Genomic DNA, 22,913 nt, shown 5'->3' on the forward strand with positions numbered 1-22,913 from the left:
AACCAAGGAGTCTCATGCCACTCGATCCGTATCTCGCCGACAAGGTGGCCCTGGTCGCCGACGTCACCCGGGAGGAGGCCCTCAACGCGGACGAGGCTCTCTGGGACAGATTCAACAAGGTGTTCAACGACAACCGTCCCTACGCGCAGCCCGAAGTGAACATCCGCGAGGAGTCCGTCGAAGGCTTCGACGGACTGCGCGTGCGGGTGTACACGCCCTCGACCGGCGTCCGCCCCGGGCGGCAGGCGTTCGTCTGGGCCCACGGCGGCGGTTTCGTCGCGGGCACTCTGGACGACCACGAGGCCGACACCGTCAGCCGGGATCTGTGCGCCCGCGCCGACGTGGTCGTCGTGTCGGTCGACTACCCCCTCGCCAACGGCTCGACCGTCCGCTACCCCACGCTCCACCGCGCCCTGGCCGAGGCGTTCCGGTGGACCCTGCGCAACGCGGCCGAACTCGGCGTCGACGCGGACACCGTCGTCCTCGGCGGCGCCTCCGCCGGCGGGAACCTGACGGTCGCGGCCACCATGGAACTCAGGGACAACGGCGAACGCGTGCCGGCCCGGCTGATCCTCGTCTACCCGGCCCTCAGCGCGACGTTCACGACCGACGAGCAGCACGAGAAGCTGATGGCGGGCGTCCCCCCGCTCTTCCGCTTCGAACAGGAAGCCATCGGCAGCATCTTCCACACCTACGCCGCCGGCGAGACCGACACCCCGTACCTCTCGTTCGAGAACATGGCGTCCCTGGGCGAACTCCCGCCGATGCTCGTGATCCTCAGCGAGTACGACGACCTGCGCCCCCCGGCGGAAGCCGTCCTGGCCCGGGCCGAGCAGGACGGTCTGCGGATCGAACGGTATCTCGCGCACGGCGTCCTGCACGGCCACCTCAGCATGCTTCCGCTCCTGCCCGAAACACGCTCCACGCTGGACCGTATGACCGACTACCTGCGCCGGTGAACGCCGACGTGCGACCGGCTCCAGCTCCTGCTCGCCCCAAGGAGAGACATACATGAACCCACTGATCTTCACGCAGACGACGCACTGCGGGGTGGCAGTCGACAGCAGGACGGCACTCAAGGACCGGGGGATCAGCCGTGTCGTTTCTTCATGAGCCCTCCGATACGAAGCTGCTGCGGCGGACGTTCGGCGCGTACCCCTCGGGGGTCGCGGCGCTGGCCGCGACCGTCGACGGCGAACCCACGGTGCTCGTCGCGTCCTCCTTCACGGTCGGCGTGAGTCTGGATCCGCCGATGTGCCTGTTCGCGGTGCAGAACACCTCGACGACCTGGCCGGTGCTGGCCCGCGCCGAGCGCCTGGGGGTGTCCGTCCTGGGGATCGACCACAGTGCGCGGGTTCACCAACTGGCCGGCAAGGACAAGGCCGCACGGTTCAGCGGGATCGAGGTCACCGAACTCGACTCCGGCGCCCTGCTGATCGACGGATCGCCCGTGCTCCTGGAGTGCCGGGTGGTCCACGACTACGCGGCCGGCGACCACCGCGTCATCGTCCTCGAGGTGCTCGCCACGAACACGAACCCCGAGCAACTGCCGCTGGTCTTCCACAACTCACAGTTCCACGCCCCCGTGGCCGTCTGACCACATCAGCACAGCAGCCGCATCAGCACAGCACATGGCACCGAGTGCCATGCATTTTGAGTCGCGCAGGGAGATGCCAACGTGTTCGAGTCAGGATTCGGGATCGCGGCGGGAGTGCTCGACTCCGACACGTCAGAGAACGACACCACCGCTTCACCCCGAAGCAGGTCCATCACCCGGGCCGGCGCACCGGCCGAGGAGTCCCTCTTCTTCCAGCGGTGCCGCTGGTGCAGCACCACCATGTACCACCGGTTGATCTGCCCGGCCTGCGCGTCGAGCGATCTGCGGACCGAGCGCAGCGTGGGCACAGGCGTCGTACGCCATTCCACCGTCGCCCTCCGGGGCACCCCCGCCGCCCGCAACGTGTCCCTCGTCGAGATGGCCGAGGGTTTCACCGTGCGCGGCCGGGTCAAGGGCCCACTCGCCTCCATCCGGCCCGGCTGCCTCGTACGCCTCTGCGTCATCGAGGACCCGGTGCGCGGGGAGCCGGTGTTCGAACTCTGCGACAGCCCGTACGGAGGCCGGTACCGATGACCGCGACGAACAACAGCACGGTGAGCAGGGTCGGTGTCGTCGGCTGCGGTCTCATGGGCTCGGGCATCGCCGAGGTGTGCGCCCGCGCGGGCCTCGACGTCCTGGTCGGCGAGGTCGGCCCGGACGCCGTCGCGGCGGGACGGGCCAGGGTCACCGCTTCGCTGGAGCGCGGTGTGCGCAGCGGCAAGCTCACCGAGCAGGACCGTGACGCGGCCGTTGCCCGGCTGCGCTTCACCCACGACCTGGGCGACTTCGCCGACCGGGAACTGGTCGTCGAGGCGGTGGCCGAACGGCGCGAGGTCAAGACGGCGACCTTCGCCGCGCTCGACAAGTACCTGGACAGCCCGGACGCGATCATCGCGACGAACACCTCGTCCCTCCCGGTCATCGACCTCGCGGTGACCACCGGCCGCGCCACGCACGTGGTCGGCATGCACTTCTTCAACCCGGTGCCGGTGCAGCGGCTCGTCGAGGTCATCCCCACCCAGCTGTCCTCGGCCGCCACCGTCGAGCGTGCGTCGGCCTTCGCCTCGGACACGCTCGGCAAGACCGTGGTCCGGGCGCCCGACCGCTCCGGTTTCGTCGTCAACGCGCTCCTGGTGCCCTATCTGCTGTCCGCGATCCGCATGCTGGAGTCGGGCGTCGCCTCCGCCGAGGACATCGACAACGGCATGGTCCTCGGCTGCGCCCACCCCATGGGGCCGCTGCGGCTGCTGGACCTGATCGGCCTCGACACCGCGCAGTCGGTGGCGGAGTCGCTGTACGAGGAGTTCAAGGAGCCGCTGTACGCGGCGCCGCCGCTGCTGCGGCGCATGGTCGCCGCCGGCACCCTCGGGCGCAAGACGGGACGCGGCTTCTACCCGTACGGCACCTGAACCACCCGACGCGGTACGACCGCGGGGCGGGCCCTGATGTCAGGGCCCGCCCCGCGGTCGTACCGTGTCCGGCGCCGGACAGGTGAGCAGGTGGGTACAGGGGCCGTCCCCCGGACCGCCGAACTGCTCGCGGGACGGGGGACGGAGACGGAGGACGGTGTGGGGAGGACTACGCGAAGATCTCCCGCGCCGCGGCCTTGGCGAGCAGCAGCGCGGGCGGCTCGAAGCGGGGGCCGTAGCGGTCGGCGAGTACGCGGGCCCGGGCCGCGAAGCCGGGCAGGCCGCCCTCGTAGCCGTTGATGTACTGGAGTACCCCGCCCGTCCAGGCCGGGAAGCCGATGCCCAGGAGCGAGCCGACGTTGGCGTCCGGGACGCTGCGCAGCACGCCGTCCTCGACGCATCGGACCGACTCCAGGGCCTCGGCGAACAGCATGCGCTCCTTGAGGTCCTCGAAGCGGACGTCCTGCGCGCACTCGCCGCCCCGCCCGAAGTGCTCGGTGAGGCCGGGCCACAGGCGGGTGCGTCGGCCGTCGGCGTCGTACTCGTAGAAGCCGCCGCCCGTGGACCGTCCGGCGCGGTCGAACTCGCCGACCAGGCGGTCGACGACCGCCTCACTGCCGTGCGCCTCCCACGTCCCGCCCTCGGCGAGGACGGCCGCCCTGGTCTCCTCGCGGATCCTCCGCAGCAGGGTGAGCGTCAGCTCGTCCCACAGTTGGAGCGGCGCGGCCGGGTAGCCGGCCTGGAGGCCCGCCTGTTCGACGGTGGCCGGGGCGATGCCCTCGCCGATCATGGCGGCGGCCTCGTCGAGGAAGGTGAGGATGACGCGGGTGGTGAAGAAGCCGCGTCCGTCGCCCACGACGACGGGCGTCCTGCCGATCTGCCGGGTGAAGTCGACGGCCCGTGCGAGGGCCGCGTCGCCCGTCTTCTCCCCCACGACGATCTCGACGAGCTGCATCCGGTCGACCGGCGAGAAGAAGTGCAGCCCGATGAAGTCCGCCGGGCGGTCCACCCCTTGGGCCAGGTCCGTGATGGGGAGGGTGGAGGTGTTGGAGGCGAGGAGTGCGTCGGGGGCGACGACGTGTTCGATCTCGCCGAAGATCTTCTTCTTCAGCGCCGGGTCCTCGAAGACGGCTTCGACGACGAGGTCGGCGCCGGCGGCGCCGGAGGTGTCCGCAGTGGGGTGGATGCGCGCCAGCAGCCGGTCGGCTTCGCCGCGGCTCGTGCGTCCGCGCGCCACCTCCTTGTCCAGCAGCCGCTGCGCGTGGGCCTTGCCCTTGGCGGCGGCCTCGGCGGTGACGTCCTTGAGGACCACCTCGATCCCCGCCCGGGCGCACGCGTACGCGATGCCGGCGCCCATCATGCCCGCGCCGACGACCACGGCTTTGCGGACCGTGGCACGCGGGTGGCCGTCGGGGCGGCTGCCGCCGGCCTTGATGTGCTGCGTGTCGAAGAAGAAGCCCTTGATCATGTTCTTCGACACCTGGCCGGTGACCAGTTCCGTCAGGTACCGCGACTCGATCGTGAGCGCCGTGTCGATGTCGACCTGGGCGCCCTCGACGGCGGCGGCGAGGATGGCACGGGGCGCGGGCAGGTTCGCGCCCCGTACCTTCGCGCGCAGGGTGGCGGGCAGTGAGGGGAGTACGGCGGCGAGGGGCCCGGCGGCCGGGGTTCCGCCGGGCAGCTTGAAGCCCTTGCCGTCCCAGGGCTGTACGGCATCGGGGTGCGCGGTGATCCAGGTACGGGCTGCGGCCAGCAACTCCTCGTGCGTCGCGGCGAGTTCGTCCACGAGGCCGGCCTCGACGGCTGCGGCGGGGGTGAAGGTGCGGCCGTCCAGCAGGATGCTGTCCAGAGCCCGCGTCACACCCAGCATCCTTACGGTGCGGGTGACGCCGCCCGCGCCGGGCAGCAGCCCCAGGGTGGCCTCGGGCAGGCCGATCCTCGAGCCCTTCGTGTCGAGGGCCACGCGATGGTGGCAGGCCAGTGCGATCTCCAGGCCGCCGCCGAGCGCGGCGCCGTTGATCGCCGCGACCACCGGCCGGCCCAGCGTCTCCAGGCGGCGCAGGTCGGCCTTGACGCCTTCGATGAACGCGAAGAACGCGGCGGCCTGTCCGGGCCCGGTGGCCAGCATGTCGTTGAGGTCACCGCCCGCGAAGAAGGTCTTCTTGGCGGAGGTGACGATGACGCCGCGCACGCTCTCGCGCTCGGCTTCGAGGCGGTCGACGGCGTCGCGCATCGACGCCGCGTAGGCCTCGGTCATGGTGTTGGCGGACTGCTCCGGGTGGTCCAGGGTCAGTACGACGACGCCGTCGGCGTCCTGCTCCCAGCGGATGGTGCTGTTCATCAACTGCCCTTTCACACACGCTCGATGAGGGTGGCCACGCCCATGCCGCCGCCGATGCACAGGGTCACCACGGCGCGGCGGGCGCCACGGCGCTCCAGCTCGTCGACCATGGTTCCGGTGATCATGGCGCCGGTGGCTCCGAGGGGGTGGCCCATGGCGATCGCGCCGCCGTTGACGTTCAGCTTCTCGTCGGGGATGCCCATGTCCTTGGCGTACTTGAGCGCCACGGACGCGAACGCCTCGTTGATCTCGAACAGGTCGATGTCGTCGACCGACAGACCGGTGTGCGCGAGCAGTTTGCGGGTCGCGGGGGTCGGACCGGTGAGCATGATCGTCGGGTCCGCGCCCGAGGTGGCCGTCGCGACGATCCGGGCCCGTGGGGTCAACCCCAGCTCGAGGCCCGCCCGTTCGCTGCCAATGAGGACCAGGGCGGCGCCGTCCACGATCCCGGAGGAGTTGCCGCCGTGGTGGACGTGGTCGATCTTCTCGATCCAGTGGAACTTCTGCAGCGCGACGGCGTCGAAGCCGCCCAGGTCGCCGAGGGTGGCGAAGGAGGGCTTCAGCTTGCCGAGCGCCTCCACCGTCGTGCCGGGCCGCATGTGTTCGTCCCGGTCGAGGACGAGGATCCCGTTCTGGTCGGTGACCGCGACGACGGACTTGGCGAAGTACCCGCCGGACCAGGCAGCCGCGGCGCGCTCCTGGGAACGTACGGCGAACGCGTCGACGTCCTCGCGGCTGAAGCCCTCGATGGTGGCGATCAGGTCGGCGCCGATGCCCTGCGGCGCGTAGTACGTGTCGTAGCTGGTCGCCGGGTCGTTGTACCAGGCTCCGCCGTCCGAGCCCATCGCCACCCGGGACATGGACTCCACGCCGCCCGCGAGCACGAGCTGTTCCCAGCCCGAACGGACCTTCTGGGCCGCCACGTTGACCGCCTCCAGCCCGGAGGCGCAGAACCGGTTGAGCTGTACGCCGGCCACTGTGTCCGGCAGCCCGGCCGCCAGCGCGGCGGTGCGGGCGATGTCGGAGCCCTGGTCGCCGACGGGGGACACGACACCCAGCACGATGTCCTCGATACGGCCCGGGTCGAGGTCGGGGTGGCGGGCGCGCAGGGCGTCGATCAGGCCGGTGACGAGTGAGATGGGTTTGGTGCCGTGCAGGGCCCCGTTCCGCTTGCCGCGACCGCGCGGGGTGCGGATCGCGTCGTATATATAGGCCTCGGTGCTCATCGTCTTCGCTCTCCTCGGACGTTGCGTCGGTACTGGCCGCCGACCTCGAGGAAGGCCTCGGTGATCTGCTGCGGGCGGCGGGCCTTCCCGTCGCCGACGTTCACGGCACCTGTCACTGACCTAGCGATCGCTAAGTCAACAGCGCGATAGTACTCACCGATGCCGCATTAGTGGATACCCTCACGCAATCCCGTCATGGACCGGCGGCGATCGTCGCCCTAGACTGGTTAGCGAGCGATAGGTAAACCCGTAGTGGATCCGCGGCCATGAGGCCCTCCGAGGAACGGCAGCACATGAGCGACGGCACCAGCACGCCCGGCGGCATCGGCATCCTCCGAGACGGCGCCGTGCTCCGTCTCACCCTCGCCCGCCCGGACCGGCTCAACGCCCTGGGCACCACCGGCTTCGCCGACCTCGCCGACGCCGTCGACGAGGCGGACGCGGACGACGGCATCCGCGTCGTCGTGCTGACCGGCAAGGGGCGGGCGTTCTGCGCCGGCGCCGACCTCGGCACCGTCGTGGACGCGCACACGGTGGAGGCCGCCGCCCGTGCGGTGCTCGCCGTGCGCCGTACCGGCAAACCGGTCCTCGCCGCGGTCAACGGGGCCGCGGCGGGCGCCGGCTGTTCACTCGCCCTCGCCTGCGACCTGGTGATCGCCCGCCGCTCCGCCTACTTCCTGCTCGCCTTCGCGGGGGTGGGGCTGATGCCGGACGCGGGCGCGACCGCCTTCGTCCCGGCTGCGATCGGCCGGGCCCGCGCGATGCGGATGGCCCTGCTCGGGGAGCGGATCCCGGCGCCCACGGCGGCGGAGTGGGGCCTCATCGGGGAGGTGGTGGACGACGCGGACTTCGACGAGGCGGTGGCCGCCATGACCGCCCGGCTCGCGTCGGGACCACCGCTCGCGTACGCCCGGATCAAGAGGGCGGTCAACGAAGCGGCGCTGCCGGAGCTGACGCGCGCCCTGGAGAACGAACGGGAAGGGCAGGCCGCGCTGCTGCGCAGCGGCGACTTCGCGGAGGGCGTCGCCGCGTTCCGCGACCGCCGGGACCCGAAGTTCACGGGGAGGTAGGGGCTCCTCCACCTCGAAGTGACCTTGTGCCGTCGGGCTGTCCGCGCTCAGCGCCGTGGGTGTTCCGGGCGGTGGCCCACGGTGAAGAGCGCGATGGTGACGTAGCGCTCCGCGATCTCCGGTGGGGTCAGCGGGCCGTCGGGGCGGTACCACTGGGCCACCGCCTGGCACATCGCGAGAACGGCGCGGCCGGCGTCCACCGGCACCGGGACGGTGAAGACCCCGGCCTCCGCGCCGTCGCGCACGGCGTCGCGCACCAGCCCTTCGAGTTCGTCGCGCAGGTCCACGTACTGTTCCCGGTTGCCGGGCTCCAGGCTGCGCGTCTCGGTGTCGAGGAAGGCGAGCGGGGCCCGGTGGGTCATGAACAGCACGATGCACTCGACGAGCGCGCAGAAGCGGTCGACGGGGTCCTCGCCCGCCTCCTCGGCCGCCGAGTGACAGCGGCCGAGGACGGACCTCAGGGAACCGAGCAGCAGTTCCACGAGGATGGCCTGCTTGTTGGCGTAGTGATAGTAGAGAGCCGGGACGGTGACACCCACCCGGCGGGCGAGGTCACGGACGGTGGTGGCGTGGTAGCCCTGCTCCACGATGGCGTCGAGGGCGTGCGCGAGGATCGGCGGCAGGTCCAGCGTCCCGTAGGCCCGCCAGTCCGTGTGCCCGTCCGCGCGCAGGTCCGCGACCGTCTCCGCCATGGCTGCCCGGCTCCCCGTGATCGACTGAACCAACGCTCACTAAGTCGTCCACGAGTCTACGGGTTGCCGTCCTACCTGAGCGCGGGCAGTTCCACGTACGTCTTGCCGCCGAGGTGCACGGTGACGTTGCCGGCGGGGTTGGTGGGGACGATACGGGGGCTGTCGCCGCCGCCGATCGTGACGCGCAGCTTCTCACCCGGCTTGAACTGCCAGTGGGTCTGGCCGAGTTGGACCGTGTACTGCGTCGCCGCACCGGGCGTGACGGGCTTGGCCCTCTCCAGGCCGTCGCGCAACTGCGCCCGCAGGTATCCCGTTTCGATCGGCAGGACGCGGCCGTCCGGCAGGACGGTCTCCAGCTTGCTGACGAAGTAGGTGTCCTGGGCGTCGATCGACGCGTTCAGGTGGAGCGTGACCGGGCCGGCGAGGGTGGTGTTCGCGGTGAACGCCGGGAGGGTGAAGGTGGTGCGGCTGCTCGTGTAGCGGCCGTTGGGCAGGACGCTGTTCTGTTCGGCCGTGGCCTGGTTCTGGCTCGGCTCGTAGGGCAGGGTCCCGATGACGTCGGCCGACGGGCCGTCGATCGGGTTGACCTGGTAGCTCAGCCCGGAGCGCGCGGGAGCCCGGTCGGCGAGCGCGCCGTCGGCCGTCGGGTAGAGGCGCGTGTCCGACGCCGCCGCCGTGGGCCACCGGTCGTAGCCGTGCCAGCTGCCCGACGCCTTGGCGGACGTCGACGCGTAACTGATCACGCGGTCCGGCGGCAACTGCGCCCCGGGAAGCTTGGCCAGCCAGTGGTCGAACCACTGCAGGACGACGGAGAACGAGATCGCGTTCGCGGAGTCGACTCCTTGGTACAGCGGGTCCAGCCCCGGGACCTGGAGGAATCCGCCGTGGATCCACGGTCCGTTCAGCAGCCAGGTCTGCCGGGGCCGCTGCTCGAGGGCGTCGAAGCCGCCGTTCTTGAAGATGTCGAAGTAGCCGCCGATGTGCAGCGCCGGGACCTCGACGTCACGAAGCTTGTCGGTGGTGACCGCCTGCTTCCAGTACCCGTCGTAGAGCGGGTGCTGCTGGAAGCTGCGCAGTGTGCTGGTGTGGTCGGCGGGGCTGAGGACCGGGCCGCCGTTGGCCCACCAGGTGCCGTTGGTCGACTGCACTCCGCCGGGATACACCCACTCCGAGTAGATGTTCGTCGGGGAGACGATGGGGATGATGGCGCGCAGGTGCGGCGGCTTGAGCGCGGCGGCGCGGTAGGACGTGATGGAGCCGTAGCTCTGGCCCACCTGGCCCACGTCACCGGTCGCGCCGGGCTGCCGTGCCAGCCACTCGATCAGGTCGTGGTTGTCGGTGGCCTCCTTGGGCTGGAACCAGGAGGGGAAGGTGCCGGTCGAGCCGCCCGACCCACGGACGTCGCAGGTCAGGACGTTGTAGCCGCGCTCGGCGAGGTAGACGTTCGCCGGGTTGGCGCGGTACTTCTGGTAGGGCGTGAAGTCGATCAGAAGGCTCGGGTGCTCGGCGCTGTCGACCTTGCCGTCGTGTCCCGGCCGGTAGAGGTAGCAGGCGAGGCGGACGCCGTCGCGCATCGGGACCTTCACCTCGGAGTCGATGCTCTCGTACTGCGCGGGCCGGTCGTAGCCGAGCCAGTCGTGGACCGCCGCGGGGGCGGGCGAGTCGAGCAGTCCGGGCCTGGTCTCTTGGGCTGTGGCCGAGCCGGTGGCGCCGGTCACGTCGGCGGAGTTCGCCGGGGCCGAGGCGAATCCGGTCAGCGCCAGCATGGTCGCCAGAGCGGCGGCAAGCAGTCCGCTGCGCCTTCGACGGGGCCAACGTGTCACAGCGCCACTCCCTCGGGACAAGCTGTGGGTACGGAACTGTGTACGTTAGTACTGTGTTACGAACCGGTCAACGGTCGAGTCGACCGGGAACGCGACCGGCTTCGACGCCGAACGTCCCTAGGAGGCACCCTCGGAAGACTGCCCGTCGGCCGACAGAAGGATGAGGTCGAAGAAACGGTAGAGCGGCGTGATGATGTCGAGATCCTGGTTGAGCAGCCACTGCATCTGCAGGCCGTGCAGTACGGCCAGGAACAGAGCGGCCGCACTGTCCGGATCGAGGCCTTCCGGCAGCCGCCCCTCCGCCGCACGTTCCCGCATGGCCTCGGAGGTGCGGGAACGCACGCGGGCGTTGCGTTCGACGAAGGACGTGTGGGCGGGATGGTCGGGGCGTGAGGCGGAGGCGGCGAGCTCCGCCCACAGACGCATCAGCTCGGGCGTCTTCTGGTGCTGGCGCAGCGTCTCGGCGAGATACCGCTGCGGCGAGCCCTGGCCCTCGACCTCGCCGAAGCTTCGCTCCCACTCCTCGTCGTCGCGGTGTGCGAGGACGGCGGTGAGCAGTTCGTCCTTGTTCTGGAAGTGGTGCAGCAGACCTGCGTGGGTGATGCCGGCCCGTTTGGCGATGTCACGCAGGGAAGCCCCGGCATACCCGTGTTCGGCGAAGCTGTCGCGCGCCGCACGGACGATGTCCGCACGGCGGGCCGCTGTCTTGGCGTACGGTCCGCGCTGTCTTGCCCGTTCCACGTCGCGCCCCCCTTGCTGTTGGCCGCACGCGCCAGTGGGGCGGTCACGGTCGATCCTCGCTGGAGATGCCCAGCACCATAGCGCCCGTGCGCCAAAACCTGCCACATGGCCAGCATTCAAAAGTAACCGCGCGAACGCGGGCAAGACTTCAGCCAACCCTGCGACCTGGTCCTTTACCACTCAAGGCGCCCAACGCCCTCGCGAGAGCCCCGTCCCGACAGGTAACGCTCTGGTCAAGAACGGCGCATACCCCCTTCCCGTCCACTCCCACCGACGCCTACGTTCCACAAACGAAATCCAACCGCCTGGTAAGCGTTGCCGAATTAACACGTTCGAGACGCAGAGCGTCGGCTCAGGTGATGATGTGCCGCACCTGCCCTCCGACGCCGAGGTACCGACCGCACGCCGGTCGACAGGAGCACCGGGACGGTGCCGGCCGCATTCGACGCACCGGACCCCGGATCGCACGGGACAAAAAGGAATCCACCATGACGCGTATTCGATCCAACGGCCCGCGAGCGCGGTTCCGGGCACTTCCCGTGGCGATCACGGCCTCTGCGCTGCTGACGCTGACCGCGTGCGGCGGAGGGACGACGGGCTCGTCGTCGCCCGGCGCCGAGTCGCTCTCCCTCGCCATCCAGTCCACGCCGAACTCCTTCGACCCGACCCAGCTGACCGACGGGCAGGCGGGCTACGTCTGGGGCGCCCTGTACGACACGCTGCTGTACACCGACAACAAGGGCAAACTGGAGCCGAACGCGGCCGAGAGCTGGAAGTACTCCTCCGACGGGCTGAACCTCACCCTGAAGCTGCGCCAGGGGATGAAGTTCTCCTCGGGCGCGGCGGTGGACGCGGCCGCGGTGAAGGCGACCCTGGAACGCACCATGGCCACACCCGGGGCGCAGCAGGGCCAGCTCGCCTCCGTCAAGTCGGTGGAGGCTCCCGACGCCACGACCGTCGTGATCCACCTCAAGCAGCCGGACGGCTCGCTGCTGGCCACCCTCTCGATGGCGGCGGGAGTGATCGGCGACCCGGCGACGATGACCCAGAAGAGCACCGCGCTCAACCCGGTCGGTTCGGGTCCCTACGTCCTCGACAAGTCGTCGGTGACCGGCACGACGTACGTACTCAAGCGGCGGGCCGACTACTGGAACGTGAAGGCCTATCCGTTCCAGAGCGTGACGGTGAAGGTGATCCAGGATCCCACCGCCTCGTCCAACGCGCTGCAGGCCGGCCAGATCAACGCCGGTCCGGCCGCCCCCGAGAACTCCGCCAAGCTCAAGGCGACGGGCTACAAGATCTCGCCCCTCAAGGCCACGGCGGTGGCGAACCTGGTGCTCGCCGACCGGGCGGGCAGCATACTCAAGCCGCTCGCGGACCCGCGGGTGCGGCAGGCGATCAACATGGCGTTCGACCGGCCGAAGATCGCCGAGCAACTGCTCAAGGGCGCCGCGCAGCCGACGCTCCAGGTCTTCAACCCCGCGGGCGGCGCCTACGACCCCGCGCTCGAGAAGACCTACCCCTTCGACCCCGCGGCCGCGAAGAAGCTGCTGGCCGAGGCCGGCTATGCGAACGGGTTCTCCGTCACGATGCCGGGCTTCATCTACACCAAGGCGTTCGAGCCGACCGTCACGCAGGCGCTCGACGACATCGGGATCAAGGTGAAGTGGACGCCGGTGCCCGCGCAGAACAACTTCTCGGCGATCACCTCGAAGAAGTACCCGATGTTCCTCTTCCTCGACGGGCTGAGCATCTCCGCGCGTGAGGCGGGCAACAACTTCACCCCGGGCGGCTTCCTGAACCCGTTCCACTCCACGGACCCCGAGCTCACCGAGCTGCTGGGCCAGGCGGCGGGCGAGCTCGACCCGGCGAAGTCGGGTGCCGCCTACAAGAAGGTCAACGAGTTCGCCGTCAAGGACGCGTGGAGCTCGCCGATCTCCTTCCTCGGCAACAGCTGGGCGACCAAGGGCGTCGTGTACCTCGGTGACGGCTCCAACACCCTGAGCACCATCCGGGCGTTCGGCATCTCCGACTAGCCCGCGTGCGTTCCGGGCCCGCGGCGGCACCGCCGTCGCGGGCCCGGAACCACGTCCCGTCGGTCCTGGTCCGAAGGAGCCCCACCCCATGATCTCCTACGTGTTGCGTCGGCTCGGCACGAGCCTGGTGCTCACCGTCCTCGTATCAATGATCACGTTCTTCCTCCTGAGCACGTCCTTCGACGGCATCGTCAGAAGCATTCTCGGAACCGGTGCCACGGCCGCGACGGTCCAGGCGAAGAAGGCCGAGATGGGCATGGACCGTCCGGTGATCGTCCAGTACCTGGACTGGCTGCTGCACGCCCTCAAGGGCGACTTCGGCGTCTCGTACTTCACCAGCCAGCCCGTCGGAACGGCCGTCGCCGACCACCTCACCGTCACACTGTCCGTCGTCGTCGTGGCCCTGTTCCTCACCGCCGTCATCAGCGTCGTCCTCGGCGTCCTGGCGGCGTCGCGCGGCGGCGTGGTCGACCGGCTCACGCAGGTCGCCTCGCTCTTCGGCTACATCGTGCCGAACCTGCTGCTCGCGATCGGCCTCGTCGTCGTCTTCGCCGTCAAGCTGGACTGGCTGCCGGCCACCGGCTACACGCCGTTCGCCGAGAGCCCGGGCCGCTGGCTGGCCTCGATCACCATCCCGGTGATCGCCCTGATGGTGGGCGGCATCGCGAACCTGTCCGCGCAGATCCGCGGCGCCATGATCGGCGAGCTGCGCAAGGACTACGTCCGCACCCTGCGCACCCGTGGCATCTCCCCCCGGTCGATCGTGCTGCGACACGCCCTGCGCAACGCCGCCGGGCCGGCCTTCACCGTCCTGTCCCTGGAGTTCATCGCGATGCTCGGCGGCGCCCTCATCATCGAGAACGTCTTCGCACTGCCTGGAATCGGCAGTTACTCCTTCAACGCCGCCCTCCAGGGCGACGTCCCGATCATCATGGGCCTCTCCCTGTTCGGCGTCCTGTTCATCGTGGGAGTCAACCTGATCGTCGACATCGTCAACGGCTGGCTCAACCCGAAGGCGAGGCAGCAGTGAGCGCCCCCGACCTCGCGACCGTGACGGGGCCGAGCGCCCCGCAGCGCAAGTCGCCCCTGCGCAAGATCCTCAAGGACCCGCAGGCCGTCATCACCGGCGGAATACTGCTCGTCATCGTCCTGCTGGGCGTACTGAGCCCGCTGCTCACCTCGCACGGCCCGAACCAGGCCTCGCTGGACGCGATCAACGCCGCCCCCGGCAGCTCGGGCTATCTGCTCGGGGGCGACCAGAGCGGCCGCGACATCTTCTCCAGGCTGCTGCACTCCATCAACACCAGCATGATCGCCGGCCTGATCGGCGCGAGCGTCTCGCTCGTCATCGGCGTCACGGCGGGGCTCGTCGGCGGCTACTTCGGCCGCCGGGTGCGGACCACCACCGACTGGGTGTTCAACCTCATCATGACCTTCCCCGGTCTGCTGCTGCTGATCGTGCTGCTCCCCCTGACGGGCGGCGACTACCGGGCCACCATGCTGATCTTCGGCGTGCTGTCGTCCCCCGGCATCTTCCGTCTCGTCCGCGGCCTCGTCGTCGGGGTGAAGAACGAGCTGTTCGTGGACGCCGCGCGGGTCTCGGGCCTGACGGATCTGCGCATCCTCGGCCGGCACGTGCTGTTCGTGATCCGCGGGCCGATCATCATCGCGACCGCGTTCCTGATGGGCTCGTCCATCAGCCTGCAGTCGGGCCTCGCGTTCCTCGGTCTCGGGTCGAACACGGTCCCCAGCTTCGGTCTGATGATCGGCGAGGGCTTCGTCAACATCTATGAGACGCCGATGCAGTTCATCTGGCCGAGCCTCACGCTCGGCCTCATCAACGCGTCGTTCGTCCTGCTGGGCAACTCGCTGCGCGACGCGCTGGACCGGGCCCGGCCGAAGCCGGCCAAGATCACCACGCCCGCACGGCCGCAGACCGTCAAGAGCGCCAACTCCGGCGCGAACGCCGACTCCCCGGCCACGCACCTGCTGACGGTGGAAGACCTCGCCATCGCCTACCCCACGCCCTCGGGTGAGCTGAAGGAAGTCGTCAGCGGTGTGTCGCTGACCCTGGACGCGGGGGAGACCCTGGGCCTCGTCGGCGAGTCCGGGTCGGGCAAGACCCAGACCGCGTTCGCGCTCCTCGGCGTGCTGCCGGCGGAGGCGGTCGTCACCCGCGGCTCGATCAAGCTCGACGGACGCGAGCTCCTCGGCCTCGGCGAGGGCGAACTACGCGAACTGCGCGGCACGTCCGTGGCATACGTGCCGCAGGAACCCATGTCGAACCTCGACCCTTCGTTCACGGTGGGGTCGCAGCTCATGGAAGGACTGCGCGCCGCGCAGCCGATGTCCCGGCAGGCCGCGCGCGCCCATGTGCTCGCCCTGCTGAAGCGCGTGGGCATCCCCGACCCCAAGCGCACCTTCGACTCCTACCCGCACCAGATCTCCGGCGGCATGGCGCAGCGCGTGCTCATCGCGGGCGCGGTGGCCAGCAGCCCGAAGCTGCTCATCGCCGACGAGCCGACGACCGCGCTCGACGTGACCGTCCAGGCGGAGATCCTGGACCTGCTGCGGGACCTGCAGAAGCAGTTGAACATGGCCGTGCTCCTTGTCACCCACAACTTCGGTGTGGTGGCGGACAGTTGCAGCCGGGTCGCGGTGATGCAGCAGGGCGAGGTCGTCGAGGTCGGGGAGGCGCTGGAGATCTTCCGGACGCCACGGCATCCGTACACCCGGATGCTCCTGGGCTCCATCCTCGACGAGAACAACCTGCGCACCGATCCCCCGGACGCCGTGGCCGCGGCCCTGGCGAAGGCCGCCGCGGCCGACACGACCGAGGTTCTCGAGGAGAAGGCATCATGATGGCTCCCCTGCTCGACGTGAGCGATCTGCGCGTGGCCTATCCGGGGCGCGGCTTCCGGGCCCGCCCGGTGGAGATCCTGCACGGGGTGTCCCTGACGGCGCATCCGGGCGAGACCCTGGGGATCGTCGGCGAGTCCGGGTCCGGCAAGACGACCATCGGCCGCGCCGTGCTCGGCCTGGTGAAGCCGAGCGGCGGACGCGTCCTGTTCGCGGGCGAGGACATCACCCATGTCGCGGGCAAGGCGCGGCGCGCGCTCGCGCGCGACATCCAGGTCGTGTTCCAGGACCCCTACACCTCGCTCAACCCGTCGCTCACCGTCGGTGACATCCTCAGCGAGCCGCTGGTGGTCCAGGGCGCGACGCCGCACGACGCGCGGGCGCGGGTGCGTGAGCTGCTCGACCAGGTGGGGCTGCCGAAGGACGCGTCCGAGCGACTGCCGAGCGAGTTCAGCGGCGGTCAGCGCCAGCGCGTCGCGATCGCCCGGGCGCTGGCTCCCGAGCCGAAGCTCATCGTCTGCGACGAGCCCGTCTCCGCGCTCGACCTGTCGACCCAGGCGAGGGTGCTCGACCTGTTCATCGACATCCAGCGGCGCACCGGGGTCGCGTACCTGTTCGTCTCGCACGACCTCGGGGTGGTGCGGCACGTGAGCCACCGGGTGAGCGTGGTCTACCAGGGCGACATCGTCGAGACCGGTCCCGCCGGACAGGTCACCTCGACCCCCGAACACCCTTACACCCAGCGCCTGTTGCTCGCTGCCCCCGTCGCGGATCCGGTCGAGCAGGCACGGCGACGCGCCGAACGGCGCCGCCTGGCGGAGGCAGACGCCGACTCCGAAGCCGGCGCCAAGGCGAGCGCCGACGCCGAGCAGGACGTGCGGGCCGGTGCGGCCTGACCGTGTACAGGCCCCTGCACTCCAGGCCCACCGGAGCGGCCGCCCCGCGGCGGCCGCTCCGGTCGTGGTCGCGTCGGCTGCGCTAGGGGGTGAGGGGGGCGCGCGGTCGCAGGCCGCCGGCCCGGTACACCGCGTCGATGACCCGCATCGTCGCCGTCGCCTCCCGCGCGTCCGTCAGGTTGGGCGCCCCGTCGGTCACGGCGTCGCGGAACGCCTCCAGCTGGAACGAGTAGGTGGTCCGCGGGTCGCCCTGCTCCACGACGACGCCCGAGTCCGTCGTGAGCGTCAACTCCCCGTACAGGTAGGGGTGGTAGGGCATGCGCACGTACAGGGTCCCCGCCGAACCGCTGACGCGGAGGTCGGCGGCGTAACCGCCGCCCCCCTCCATGATCGCGACGACCTCGCCCGACACCCCTCCCGCGAAGGCGAGTCGGGCTGTCACCGCACCGTCGACGCCGTCCACGTCACGGATCTGCGCCCCGGTCACCTCCGGCTCGCCGAACAGGTGGCGCAGCAGCCGTACCGGATAGACGCCGAGGTCCATCAGGGCGCCGCCGCCGAGGTCCGGCTGCCACCGGATGTCGGTGGCGGTGTCGGCGTGCGGCGTGCTGAACTCCGCCCGGGCGGTGCCGATCCGGCCGAGCACACCGGAGTCGATCAGCTCGCTCATCCGCGCCCACATCGGGTGGTACCGCGAGTGCAGGGCCTCCATCACGACGAGTCCGCTCGACTCGGCGAGTTCGGCGATCGCCGCGGCCTCGTCGGCGTTCGCCGTGAACGGCTTCTCGCACAGCACGTGCTTGCCGGCCTCGATGGCGCGTCGCGTCCAGTGTCCGTGCAGGGCGGCGGGCGTGGGGACGTACACGGCGTCGACGGCCGGGTCGTCGACGACCGCGTCGTAGGAGTCGAGCACCCTCGGGATGCCGTGTTCGGCCGCGAACGCGACGGCCCGCCCGGTGTCCCGGGCGGCGACGGCGATGACCTCGACGCCGTCGAGTGTCGCGGCGGGCTCCAGGAGCGCCGACTTCACGATGCGGGCGGCGCCGAGTACGCCGACGGAGAGGCTCATCGGGCCACCAGTCCCGGGACGACGGACACCAGGAAGGCGCGGATGGCGGACTCCATCGTCACCGAGTCACGGTCGAAGAGCCACTGGGCCTGCAGGCCGTTGATGAGGGCGAGCGTCATCGCGGCGAGGGTGGCCGGGTCCACCTCCGAGCGCAGTTCGCCGCGTTCGGCGAGCGCTGTGTACGCCTCGGTGTAGAAGCGGCGGACGCTGCGATAGCGGTTCGCGAAGTACGTGTGTGCGGGGTGGCCCGGAGAGGTCGCCTCGCCGGAGAGGACGCAATGCAACTCCATGATTCCCGGCTGCAGTTCGCTGTCCACGATGACGGCCAGCATTCCCCTCAGGGCCTCGACGGGGTGGGCTGCCGGGTCGATGGCGTCGGCCGACTTGAGGAACTGGGCGCCGCGTTCGTCGCGCAGCTCCAGTACGGCGATGAGCAGGTCCTCCTTGCGCGAGAAGTGGTGCAGCAGCCCGGTGTGGCTGATCTCGGCGCGCTTGGCGATGTCCTTCATGGTGGCGCCGTAGAAGCCGGTCTCCCCGAAGGCGTCCACACAGGCTTCCAGGATCCGTCGGCGCACCTCCGCCGACTTCGCGTACGGCCCACGGCCGTTGGTTGCGTTCATGCGCACTCTCCCGCTGCTGGCCGCCCGACCGGTCCGGCGGCCTCGTGGTCGGCCACCCCGAAAAGGGCGGCCGCGAAAATAGTATCGCGATTCGAATTTCATGCTAGCGTAGAACCATCGCCGCCGGTCTCCATCGACCGAGCCGCGGCCTCTTCTCCGGTCTCCAGCAAGGATCTCGACGGTGACTGAACTGATTCCCGGCTTTCTCTGGGGCGCGTCGACCGCTCCGCACCAGATCGAAGGCAACAACACCAACAGCGACTGGTGGGCGTACGAGCCGCACATGCCCGGCATGGCGCGCAGCGGCGACGCGGTCGACAGCTACCACCGGTACGCCGAGGACATGCGCCTGCTGGCCGACGCCGGCCTGAACTCCTACCGCTTCGGGATCGAGTGGGCCCGCATCGAGCCCGCCGAGGGACACATCTCCCTGGCCGAGCTGGCCCACTACCGGCGGATGATCGACACCGCCGTGGACCTCGGCCTCACCCCGGTCGTCACCCTCCACCACTTCACCAACCCCCGCTGGTTCACCGAGGACGGCGGCTGGCTGGAAGACCGGGCGATCGACCGCTTCCGGTCCTACGTCGAGACGGCCACCCGCATCCTCGACGGCGTCGAGTGGGTCTGCACCATCAACGAGCCGAACATCCTCGCCCTGATGGCGCTGATGGGCCAGTCCCGGCAGGCACGGTCCGAGGACGACGCGGAGAAGTGGCTGAGCCCCACCCTCGAGGGGGACGCCCGCCCGGTGCTGCCCTCCCCCGACCCGACGATCGGGCGCCGGCTGGCCAAGGCCCACCAGGCCGCCCGCGAGGTTCTCAAGGAGCGCACCGGCGCCAAGTCCGGCTGGACCGTGGCCTGCCAGGCGCTGACCCCGACCCCGGGCAACGAGGAGAAGCTGCGCGAGGTGCGCTACGTCCGCGAGGACCTGTACCTCGAGGCGGCCCGCGGCGACGACTTCATCGGCGTCCAGTCCTACTCCAGCCAGACCGTCGACGCCAACGGCATCGTCCCTCACCCCGAAAGCCCCGACAACACGCTGACGGGCAACGCGTACCGGCCCGACGCGATCGGCATCGCCGTCCGGCACGCCTGGGAGACGACCGGCGGAACCCCGGTCCTCATCACCGAGAACGGCATCGCCACCGACGACGACACCCGGCGGATCGCGTACACCTCGGAGGCTCTGGGCCACCTGTTCTCGGCGATCGACGACGGCATCGACGTACGCGGCTACCTCCACTGGACCGCCCTGGACAACTACGAGTGGGGCCACTGGGAGCCCACGTTCGGACTCATCGCGGTCGACCGCGAGACGTTCGAGCGGCACCCGAAGCCGAGCCTCGGCTGGCTGGGAGAGGTCGCCCGCAGCGGCGGCAAGGCACTGGAGGAGCAGGCATGACGACGACGGAGAACACGATGGGCCCCTGGGACGCTTCCGGGCTGCACTCCGTGGGCCGGCTGCCGATGCGCGCCCTGCGCCGCACCCCCGACATCGAGCTCGACGGCACCTGGGACTTCCAGCTGCTGCCGTCGCCGACCGCGCCGCTCGACCTGAACTGGAAGAAGGTCCAGGTCCCGAGCCTGTGGACGATGCAGGAGGACCTCGCGAACGGGGACGTGCCGCACTACACGAACGTGCCGATGCCGTTCGACGAGGTGCCCCCGCAGGTTCCCGCGCACAATCCGACGGGCGTCTACCGCCGGGTGATCCAGCTGTCGCCCGTCGCCGGGCGCCGGACGATCCTGCATGTCGGGGCCGCCTCGGGTCTGCTGCGCGTGGTCGTCAACGACCGCCCGGTGGGCACCAGTTCGGACTCGCACCTGGCGGCCGAGTTCGACATCACCGACGCCGTCGTGCCCGGCACGAACCGGATCGACCTCCGGGTCGCCAAGTGGTCCGCCGGCAGCTTCCTGGAGGACCAGGACCACTGGTGGCAGTCGGGCCTGACCCGCCCGGTCTACCTCTACACGGTGGCGGACATCGCCCTGGCCGACGTGTCCGCCGTCGCCGACTACGACCCGCAGACCGGGCGCGGCGACCTTCAGGTGAACGTGTCCACTTCGGGGCTGGGCCACCTCTACGACACCGGCGGCTGGTCGGTGCGGATCGACGTGCTCGACCGGTCGATCCGGCTGCCCGTCTCCGCCCGCCTCGGCACCCGCACCCTCCCGCTGCCGTCCCTGGACCGGTCGGTGCGCCCCGAGCCGCTGCTGCCCGAAGACTTCATGGACATGATCAGCATCACCGCGGCAGGCGCGCCCGTCCCCCCGGAGTTCCGCGCGATCCCGGCGACCATGACCAAGCTCCCGGACCCGGCGGCGCCCGCCGGCTGCACGGCCTTCTCCCTCTCCGACCTCGACGTCACGCCCTGGTCTGCCGAGACCCCCCACCTCGAGGACCTCGTGGTGCAGCTCGTGTCACCGGACGGGAAGGTCGCCGACGAGGCCCGGATCCGCGTCGGCTTCCGCCGGGTGCGCGTCGAGGGCCGCGACCTCCTCGTCAACGGCGAGCGGGTCCTGATCCAGGGCATGGCACGCCACGACGTCGACCCGAAGACCGGGCGCGTCATGTCCCGGGAACGGCACCTGGCGGAGCTGTCCCTGCTCAAGCGGTTCAACGTGAACGCGATCCGCACCTCGCACTACCCCAACGACCCGCAGGTCCTCGACCTGTGCGACGAGATCGGGTTCTACGTCATCGACGAGGCGGACGTCGAGGGCCACGCCTTCGCCTCCACGATCGCCGACGACCCCACCTACCTGAACCCGATCATCGAGCGCATCGCCCGGATGGTGCTGCGCGACCGCAACCACCCGTCGGTGATCTCCTGGTCGCTGGGCAACGAGACCGGCGACGGCTCGGCGCACGACGCCGCCGCCGCCTGGATCCGGCGCTTCGACCCCACCCGGCCCCTGCACTACGAGGGCTCGATCTCCACCGACTGGCACGCCGGCCACGCCTCGACCGACATCCTCTGCCCGATGTACCCGGCCATGGCCAGCCTCACCGGCTACTCCGCCGACCCGCGCGCCGACCGCCCGCTGATCACCTGCGAGTACGCCTTCTCCATGGGCAACGGCACCGGCGGGCTCTCCGACTACTGGGAGCTCTTCGAGTCGCTGCCCGGCCTCCAGGGCGGCTTCATCTGGCAGTTCACGGACCACTCCCTGGACCGGGACGGCGACGGAAAGCTGCGCTACGGCGGCGACTTCGGCGACGAGACCCACAACGGGCCGATGCTCGTCAACGGCGTGGTGTTCCCCGACCTCACCCCTAAGCCCGCGCTGTTCGAGGCGCGCGGCCTGTTCAGCCCGGTCCGTACCGTCTCGGACGCCGAGGAGGCGCGGGCCGGGACGCTGCGGATCCGCAACCGCCAGTCGTTCGCGGACCTCAGCGCGTACACGCTGGAACTGCGCGTCGAGACCCCGGCCGGTCCGGCCGCAGCCGTGGCCGTCCCGACCCCGGAAGTGGCCGCGGGCGCCGAGGGCACGATCGAGATCCCCGCCGCACTGCGGAAGTTGCTCGCCGCCGAACCGGCGACCCTGGCGCTGACCCTGACCGTGCGGACCCGCGAGGACGCCCTGTGGGCGCCGGCGGGCACCGAGGTCGCCGCCGAGCAGGTCACGTTCCCCCAGGCACCCGTGCGGCTGCCCGCCGCCCCGGCGCGCAGGGCCGCGCTGCCGCTCGACGCCGAGGGCAACCTGAGCCACCCGCTGCTGCGCCGCTCCCCGCAGCTCAGCCTGTGGCGGGCGCTGACCTGCCACGACAAGTCGTTCTCGCTCGACAACCGGTTCGTGCGCTCCGGCTTCTTCAAGCTCACGCCCGCCGACGTCGAGGTCAAGGAGACCGGCGACGGGGCCGTGGTCACCACCCGTTACGAGGCCGCCTTCGGCGACGAGGTCGTGCACCGGCGGACGATCACCGCGCTCGCCGACGGCGACTGGGTCCTCGCCGAACAGGTGACACTGCCGGAGGGCACCCGGGACGGGCTGCGCGTCGGCATGGAGTTCGAACTCGTCGACGGGTTCCAGGACGCGGGCTGGGTCGGTCTCGGCCCGTGGGAGAACTACCCCGACCGGCGGGCCTCGGCCCTGCTCGGCTCCTGGGAGAGCCCCATCGACGACCTGGCCGTGCCCTACCTCCTCCCGCAGGAGAACGGGACCCGCGGCGGGGTCACCGCACTGAACCTGACCGGCCCCGCCGGCACGGTCCGCACCGCCCACCCGACCGCGCTCCACATGAACGTGGGCCGCTACGAGGTGAGCGAGATCGAGGCGGCCGAGCACTGGTGGGAGCTCGCGCCGAGCCACAAGACGGTGGTGCACCTCGACATCGCGCACCGCGGTCTCGGCACGGCGGTCCTCGGCCCCGACACCCACCCGCGCCACCGGCTCGCCGGCAGCGAGTACGCGTGGGAGTGGCGCCTGACACTCGAGAACACCGCCGACTGACGGCTCCGGCCCCGCCCGCCCGATGCGGCGCGGGGCCGCCCGGCCGTGCGCCGGAGCCCACGACCACACCGCGTAG

18 protein-coding genes are annotated in these 22,913 nt (G+C 70.5%); 11 read left to right on the plus strand and 7 right to left on the minus strand.

Features of this window, described 5'->3' with window-relative positions; translation table 11 throughout:
- Positions 1-14: 14 nt before the first annotated feature.
- From OG352_RS02545 to OG352_RS02560, 4 genes are all read left to right on the plus strand, one after another.
- Positions 15-959 (plus strand): alpha/beta hydrolase, encoded by a 945-nt coding sequence (locus OG352_RS02545; RefSeq protein ID WP_329213852.1) that lies wholly within the window; start codon positions 15-17, stop codon positions 957-959.
- Positions 960-1,096: 137 nt separating this feature from the next.
- Positions 1,097-1,597 carry a flavin reductase family protein gene (locus OG352_RS02550; RefSeq protein ID WP_329213854.1) on the plus strand — a complete coding sequence of 167 codons (501 nt, stop codon included), beginning with the start codon at positions 1,097-1,099 and terminating at the stop codon, positions 1,595-1,597.
- Positions 1,598-1,768: 171 nt separating this feature from the next.
- On the plus strand, positions 1,769-2,131 hold the full coding sequence (locus OG352_RS02555) for a Zn-ribbon domain-containing OB-fold protein (RefSeq protein ID WP_329223677.1): 363 nt from the start codon (positions 1,769-1,771) through the stop codon (positions 2,129-2,131).
- On the plus strand, positions 2,128-3,006 hold the full coding sequence (locus OG352_RS02560) for a 3-hydroxybutyryl-CoA dehydrogenase (RefSeq protein WP_329213856.1): 879 nt from the start codon (positions 2,128-2,130) through the stop codon (positions 3,004-3,006). The genes OG352_RS02555 and OG352_RS02560 overlap by 4 nt, the downstream gene beginning before the upstream one ends.
- 169 nt (positions 3,007-3,175) lie before the next feature.
- On the opposite strand, the gene OG352_RS02565 is transcribed toward OG352_RS02560, so the two are convergent.
- Both OG352_RS02565 and OG352_RS02570 read right to left on the minus strand, forming a co-directional pair.
- Positions 3,176-5,347, minus strand: coding sequence for a 3-hydroxyacyl-CoA dehydrogenase NAD-binding domain-containing protein (locus OG352_RS02565; protein ID WP_329213858.1), 2,172 nt, complete (start codon positions 5,345-5,347; stop codon positions 3,176-3,178).
- An 11-nt stretch (positions 5,348-5,358) separates the two neighbouring features.
- Positions 5,359-6,573, minus strand: a complete 1,215-nt coding sequence (locus OG352_RS02570; protein ID WP_329213860.1) for an acetyl-CoA C-acetyltransferase — start codon at positions 6,571-6,573, stop codon at positions 5,359-5,361.
- A gap of 293 nt (positions 6,574-6,866) precedes the next feature.
- Here OG352_RS02570 and OG352_RS02575 point away from each other — a divergent pair, with 293 nt between their 5' ends.
- Positions 6,867-7,643, plus strand: coding sequence for an enoyl-CoA hydratase-related protein (locus OG352_RS02575; protein ID WP_329213862.1), 777 nt, complete (start codon positions 6,867-6,869; stop codon positions 7,641-7,643).
- A 47-nt stretch (positions 7,644-7,690) separates the two neighbouring features.
- Here the strand turns inward: OG352_RS02575 and OG352_RS02580 are convergent, their stop codons facing one another.
- The 3 genes from OG352_RS02580 to OG352_RS02590 all read right to left on the minus strand — a co-directional run bounded on the left by OG352_RS02580 (position 7,691) and on the right by OG352_RS02590 (position 10,899).
- Entirely contained in the window at positions 7,691-8,335 is a 645-nt protein-coding gene (locus OG352_RS02580) for a TetR/AcrR family transcriptional regulator (protein ID WP_329213864.1), read from the minus strand.
- A 71-nt stretch (positions 8,336-8,406) separates the two neighbouring features.
- Positions 8,407-10,158, minus strand: a complete 1,752-nt coding sequence (locus OG352_RS02585) for a CocE/NonD family hydrolase (RefSeq protein WP_329213866.1) — start codon at positions 10,156-10,158, stop codon at positions 8,407-8,409.
- Positions 10,159-10,275: 117 nt separating this feature from the next.
- The gene (locus OG352_RS02590) at positions 10,276-10,899 is read right to left on the minus strand and encodes a TetR/AcrR family transcriptional regulator (protein ID WP_329213868.1); all 624 of its coding nucleotides are present in this window, start codon (positions 10,897-10,899) and stop codon (positions 10,276-10,278) included.
- 488 nt (positions 10,900-11,387) lie between these two features.
- Here OG352_RS02590 and OG352_RS02595 point away from each other — a divergent pair, with 488 nt between their 5' ends.
- The 4 genes from OG352_RS02595 to OG352_RS02610 all read left to right on the plus strand — a co-directional run bounded on the left by OG352_RS02595 (position 11,388) and on the right by OG352_RS02610 (position 16,690).
- Entirely contained in the window at positions 11,388-12,935 is a 1,548-nt protein-coding gene (locus OG352_RS02595) for an ABC transporter substrate-binding protein (protein WP_329213870.1), read from the plus strand.
- Between the two features lie 88 nt (positions 12,936-13,023).
- Positions 13,024-13,965: an ABC transporter permease gene (locus OG352_RS02600; protein ID WP_329213872.1), complete on the plus strand. Its 942-nt coding sequence runs from the start codon at positions 13,024-13,026 to the stop codon at positions 13,963-13,965.
- A complete protein-coding gene (locus OG352_RS02605) occupies positions 13,962-15,797 on the plus strand; it encodes a dipeptide/oligopeptide/nickel ABC transporter permease/ATP-binding protein (RefSeq protein WP_329213874.1) in 1,836 nt (611 codons plus the stop codon). The genes OG352_RS02600 and OG352_RS02605 overlap by 4 nt, the downstream gene beginning before the upstream one ends.
- The gene (locus OG352_RS02610) at positions 15,794-16,690 is read left to right on the plus strand and encodes an ATP-binding cassette domain-containing protein (protein WP_329213876.1); all 897 of its coding nucleotides are present in this window, start codon (positions 15,794-15,796) and stop codon (positions 16,688-16,690) included. The genes OG352_RS02605 and OG352_RS02610 overlap by 4 nt, the downstream gene beginning before the upstream one ends.
- Before the next feature lie 82 nt (positions 16,691-16,772).
- Here OG352_RS02610 and OG352_RS02615 read toward each other — a convergent pair whose 3' ends face one another.
- Both OG352_RS02615 and OG352_RS02620 read right to left on the minus strand, forming a co-directional pair.
- Positions 16,773-17,759 carry a Gfo/Idh/MocA family protein gene (locus tag OG352_RS02615; protein WP_329213878.1) on the minus strand — a complete coding sequence of 329 codons (987 nt, stop codon included), beginning with the start codon at positions 17,757-17,759 and terminating at the stop codon, positions 16,773-16,775.
- Positions 17,756-18,379: a TetR/AcrR family transcriptional regulator gene (locus OG352_RS02620; RefSeq protein ID WP_329213879.1), complete on the minus strand. Its 624-nt coding sequence runs from the start codon at positions 18,377-18,379 to the stop codon at positions 17,756-17,758. Before OG352_RS02620 ends, OG352_RS02615 begins: the two co-directional genes overlap by 4 nt.
- Positions 18,380-18,560: 181 nt before the next feature.
- On the opposite strand from OG352_RS02620, the gene OG352_RS02625 reads away from it, so the two are divergent.
- Together OG352_RS02625 and OG352_RS02630 are read left to right on the plus strand one after the other, a co-directional pair.
- A complete protein-coding gene (locus OG352_RS02625; protein WP_329213881.1) occupies positions 18,561-19,784 on the plus strand; it encodes a glycoside hydrolase family 1 protein in 1,224 nt (407 codons plus the stop codon).
- Positions 19,781-22,837, plus strand: a complete 3,057-nt coding sequence (locus OG352_RS02630) for a glycoside hydrolase family 2 TIM barrel-domain containing protein (protein WP_329213883.1) — start codon at positions 19,781-19,783, stop codon at positions 22,835-22,837. Before OG352_RS02625 ends, OG352_RS02630 begins: the two co-directional genes overlap by 4 nt.
- Positions 22,838-22,913: the final 76 nt, after the last annotated feature.

Source organism: Streptomyces sp. NBC_01485, assembly GCF_036227125.1.
Classification (GTDB): domain Bacteria; phylum Actinomycetota; class Actinomycetes; order Streptomycetales; family Streptomycetaceae; genus Streptomyces.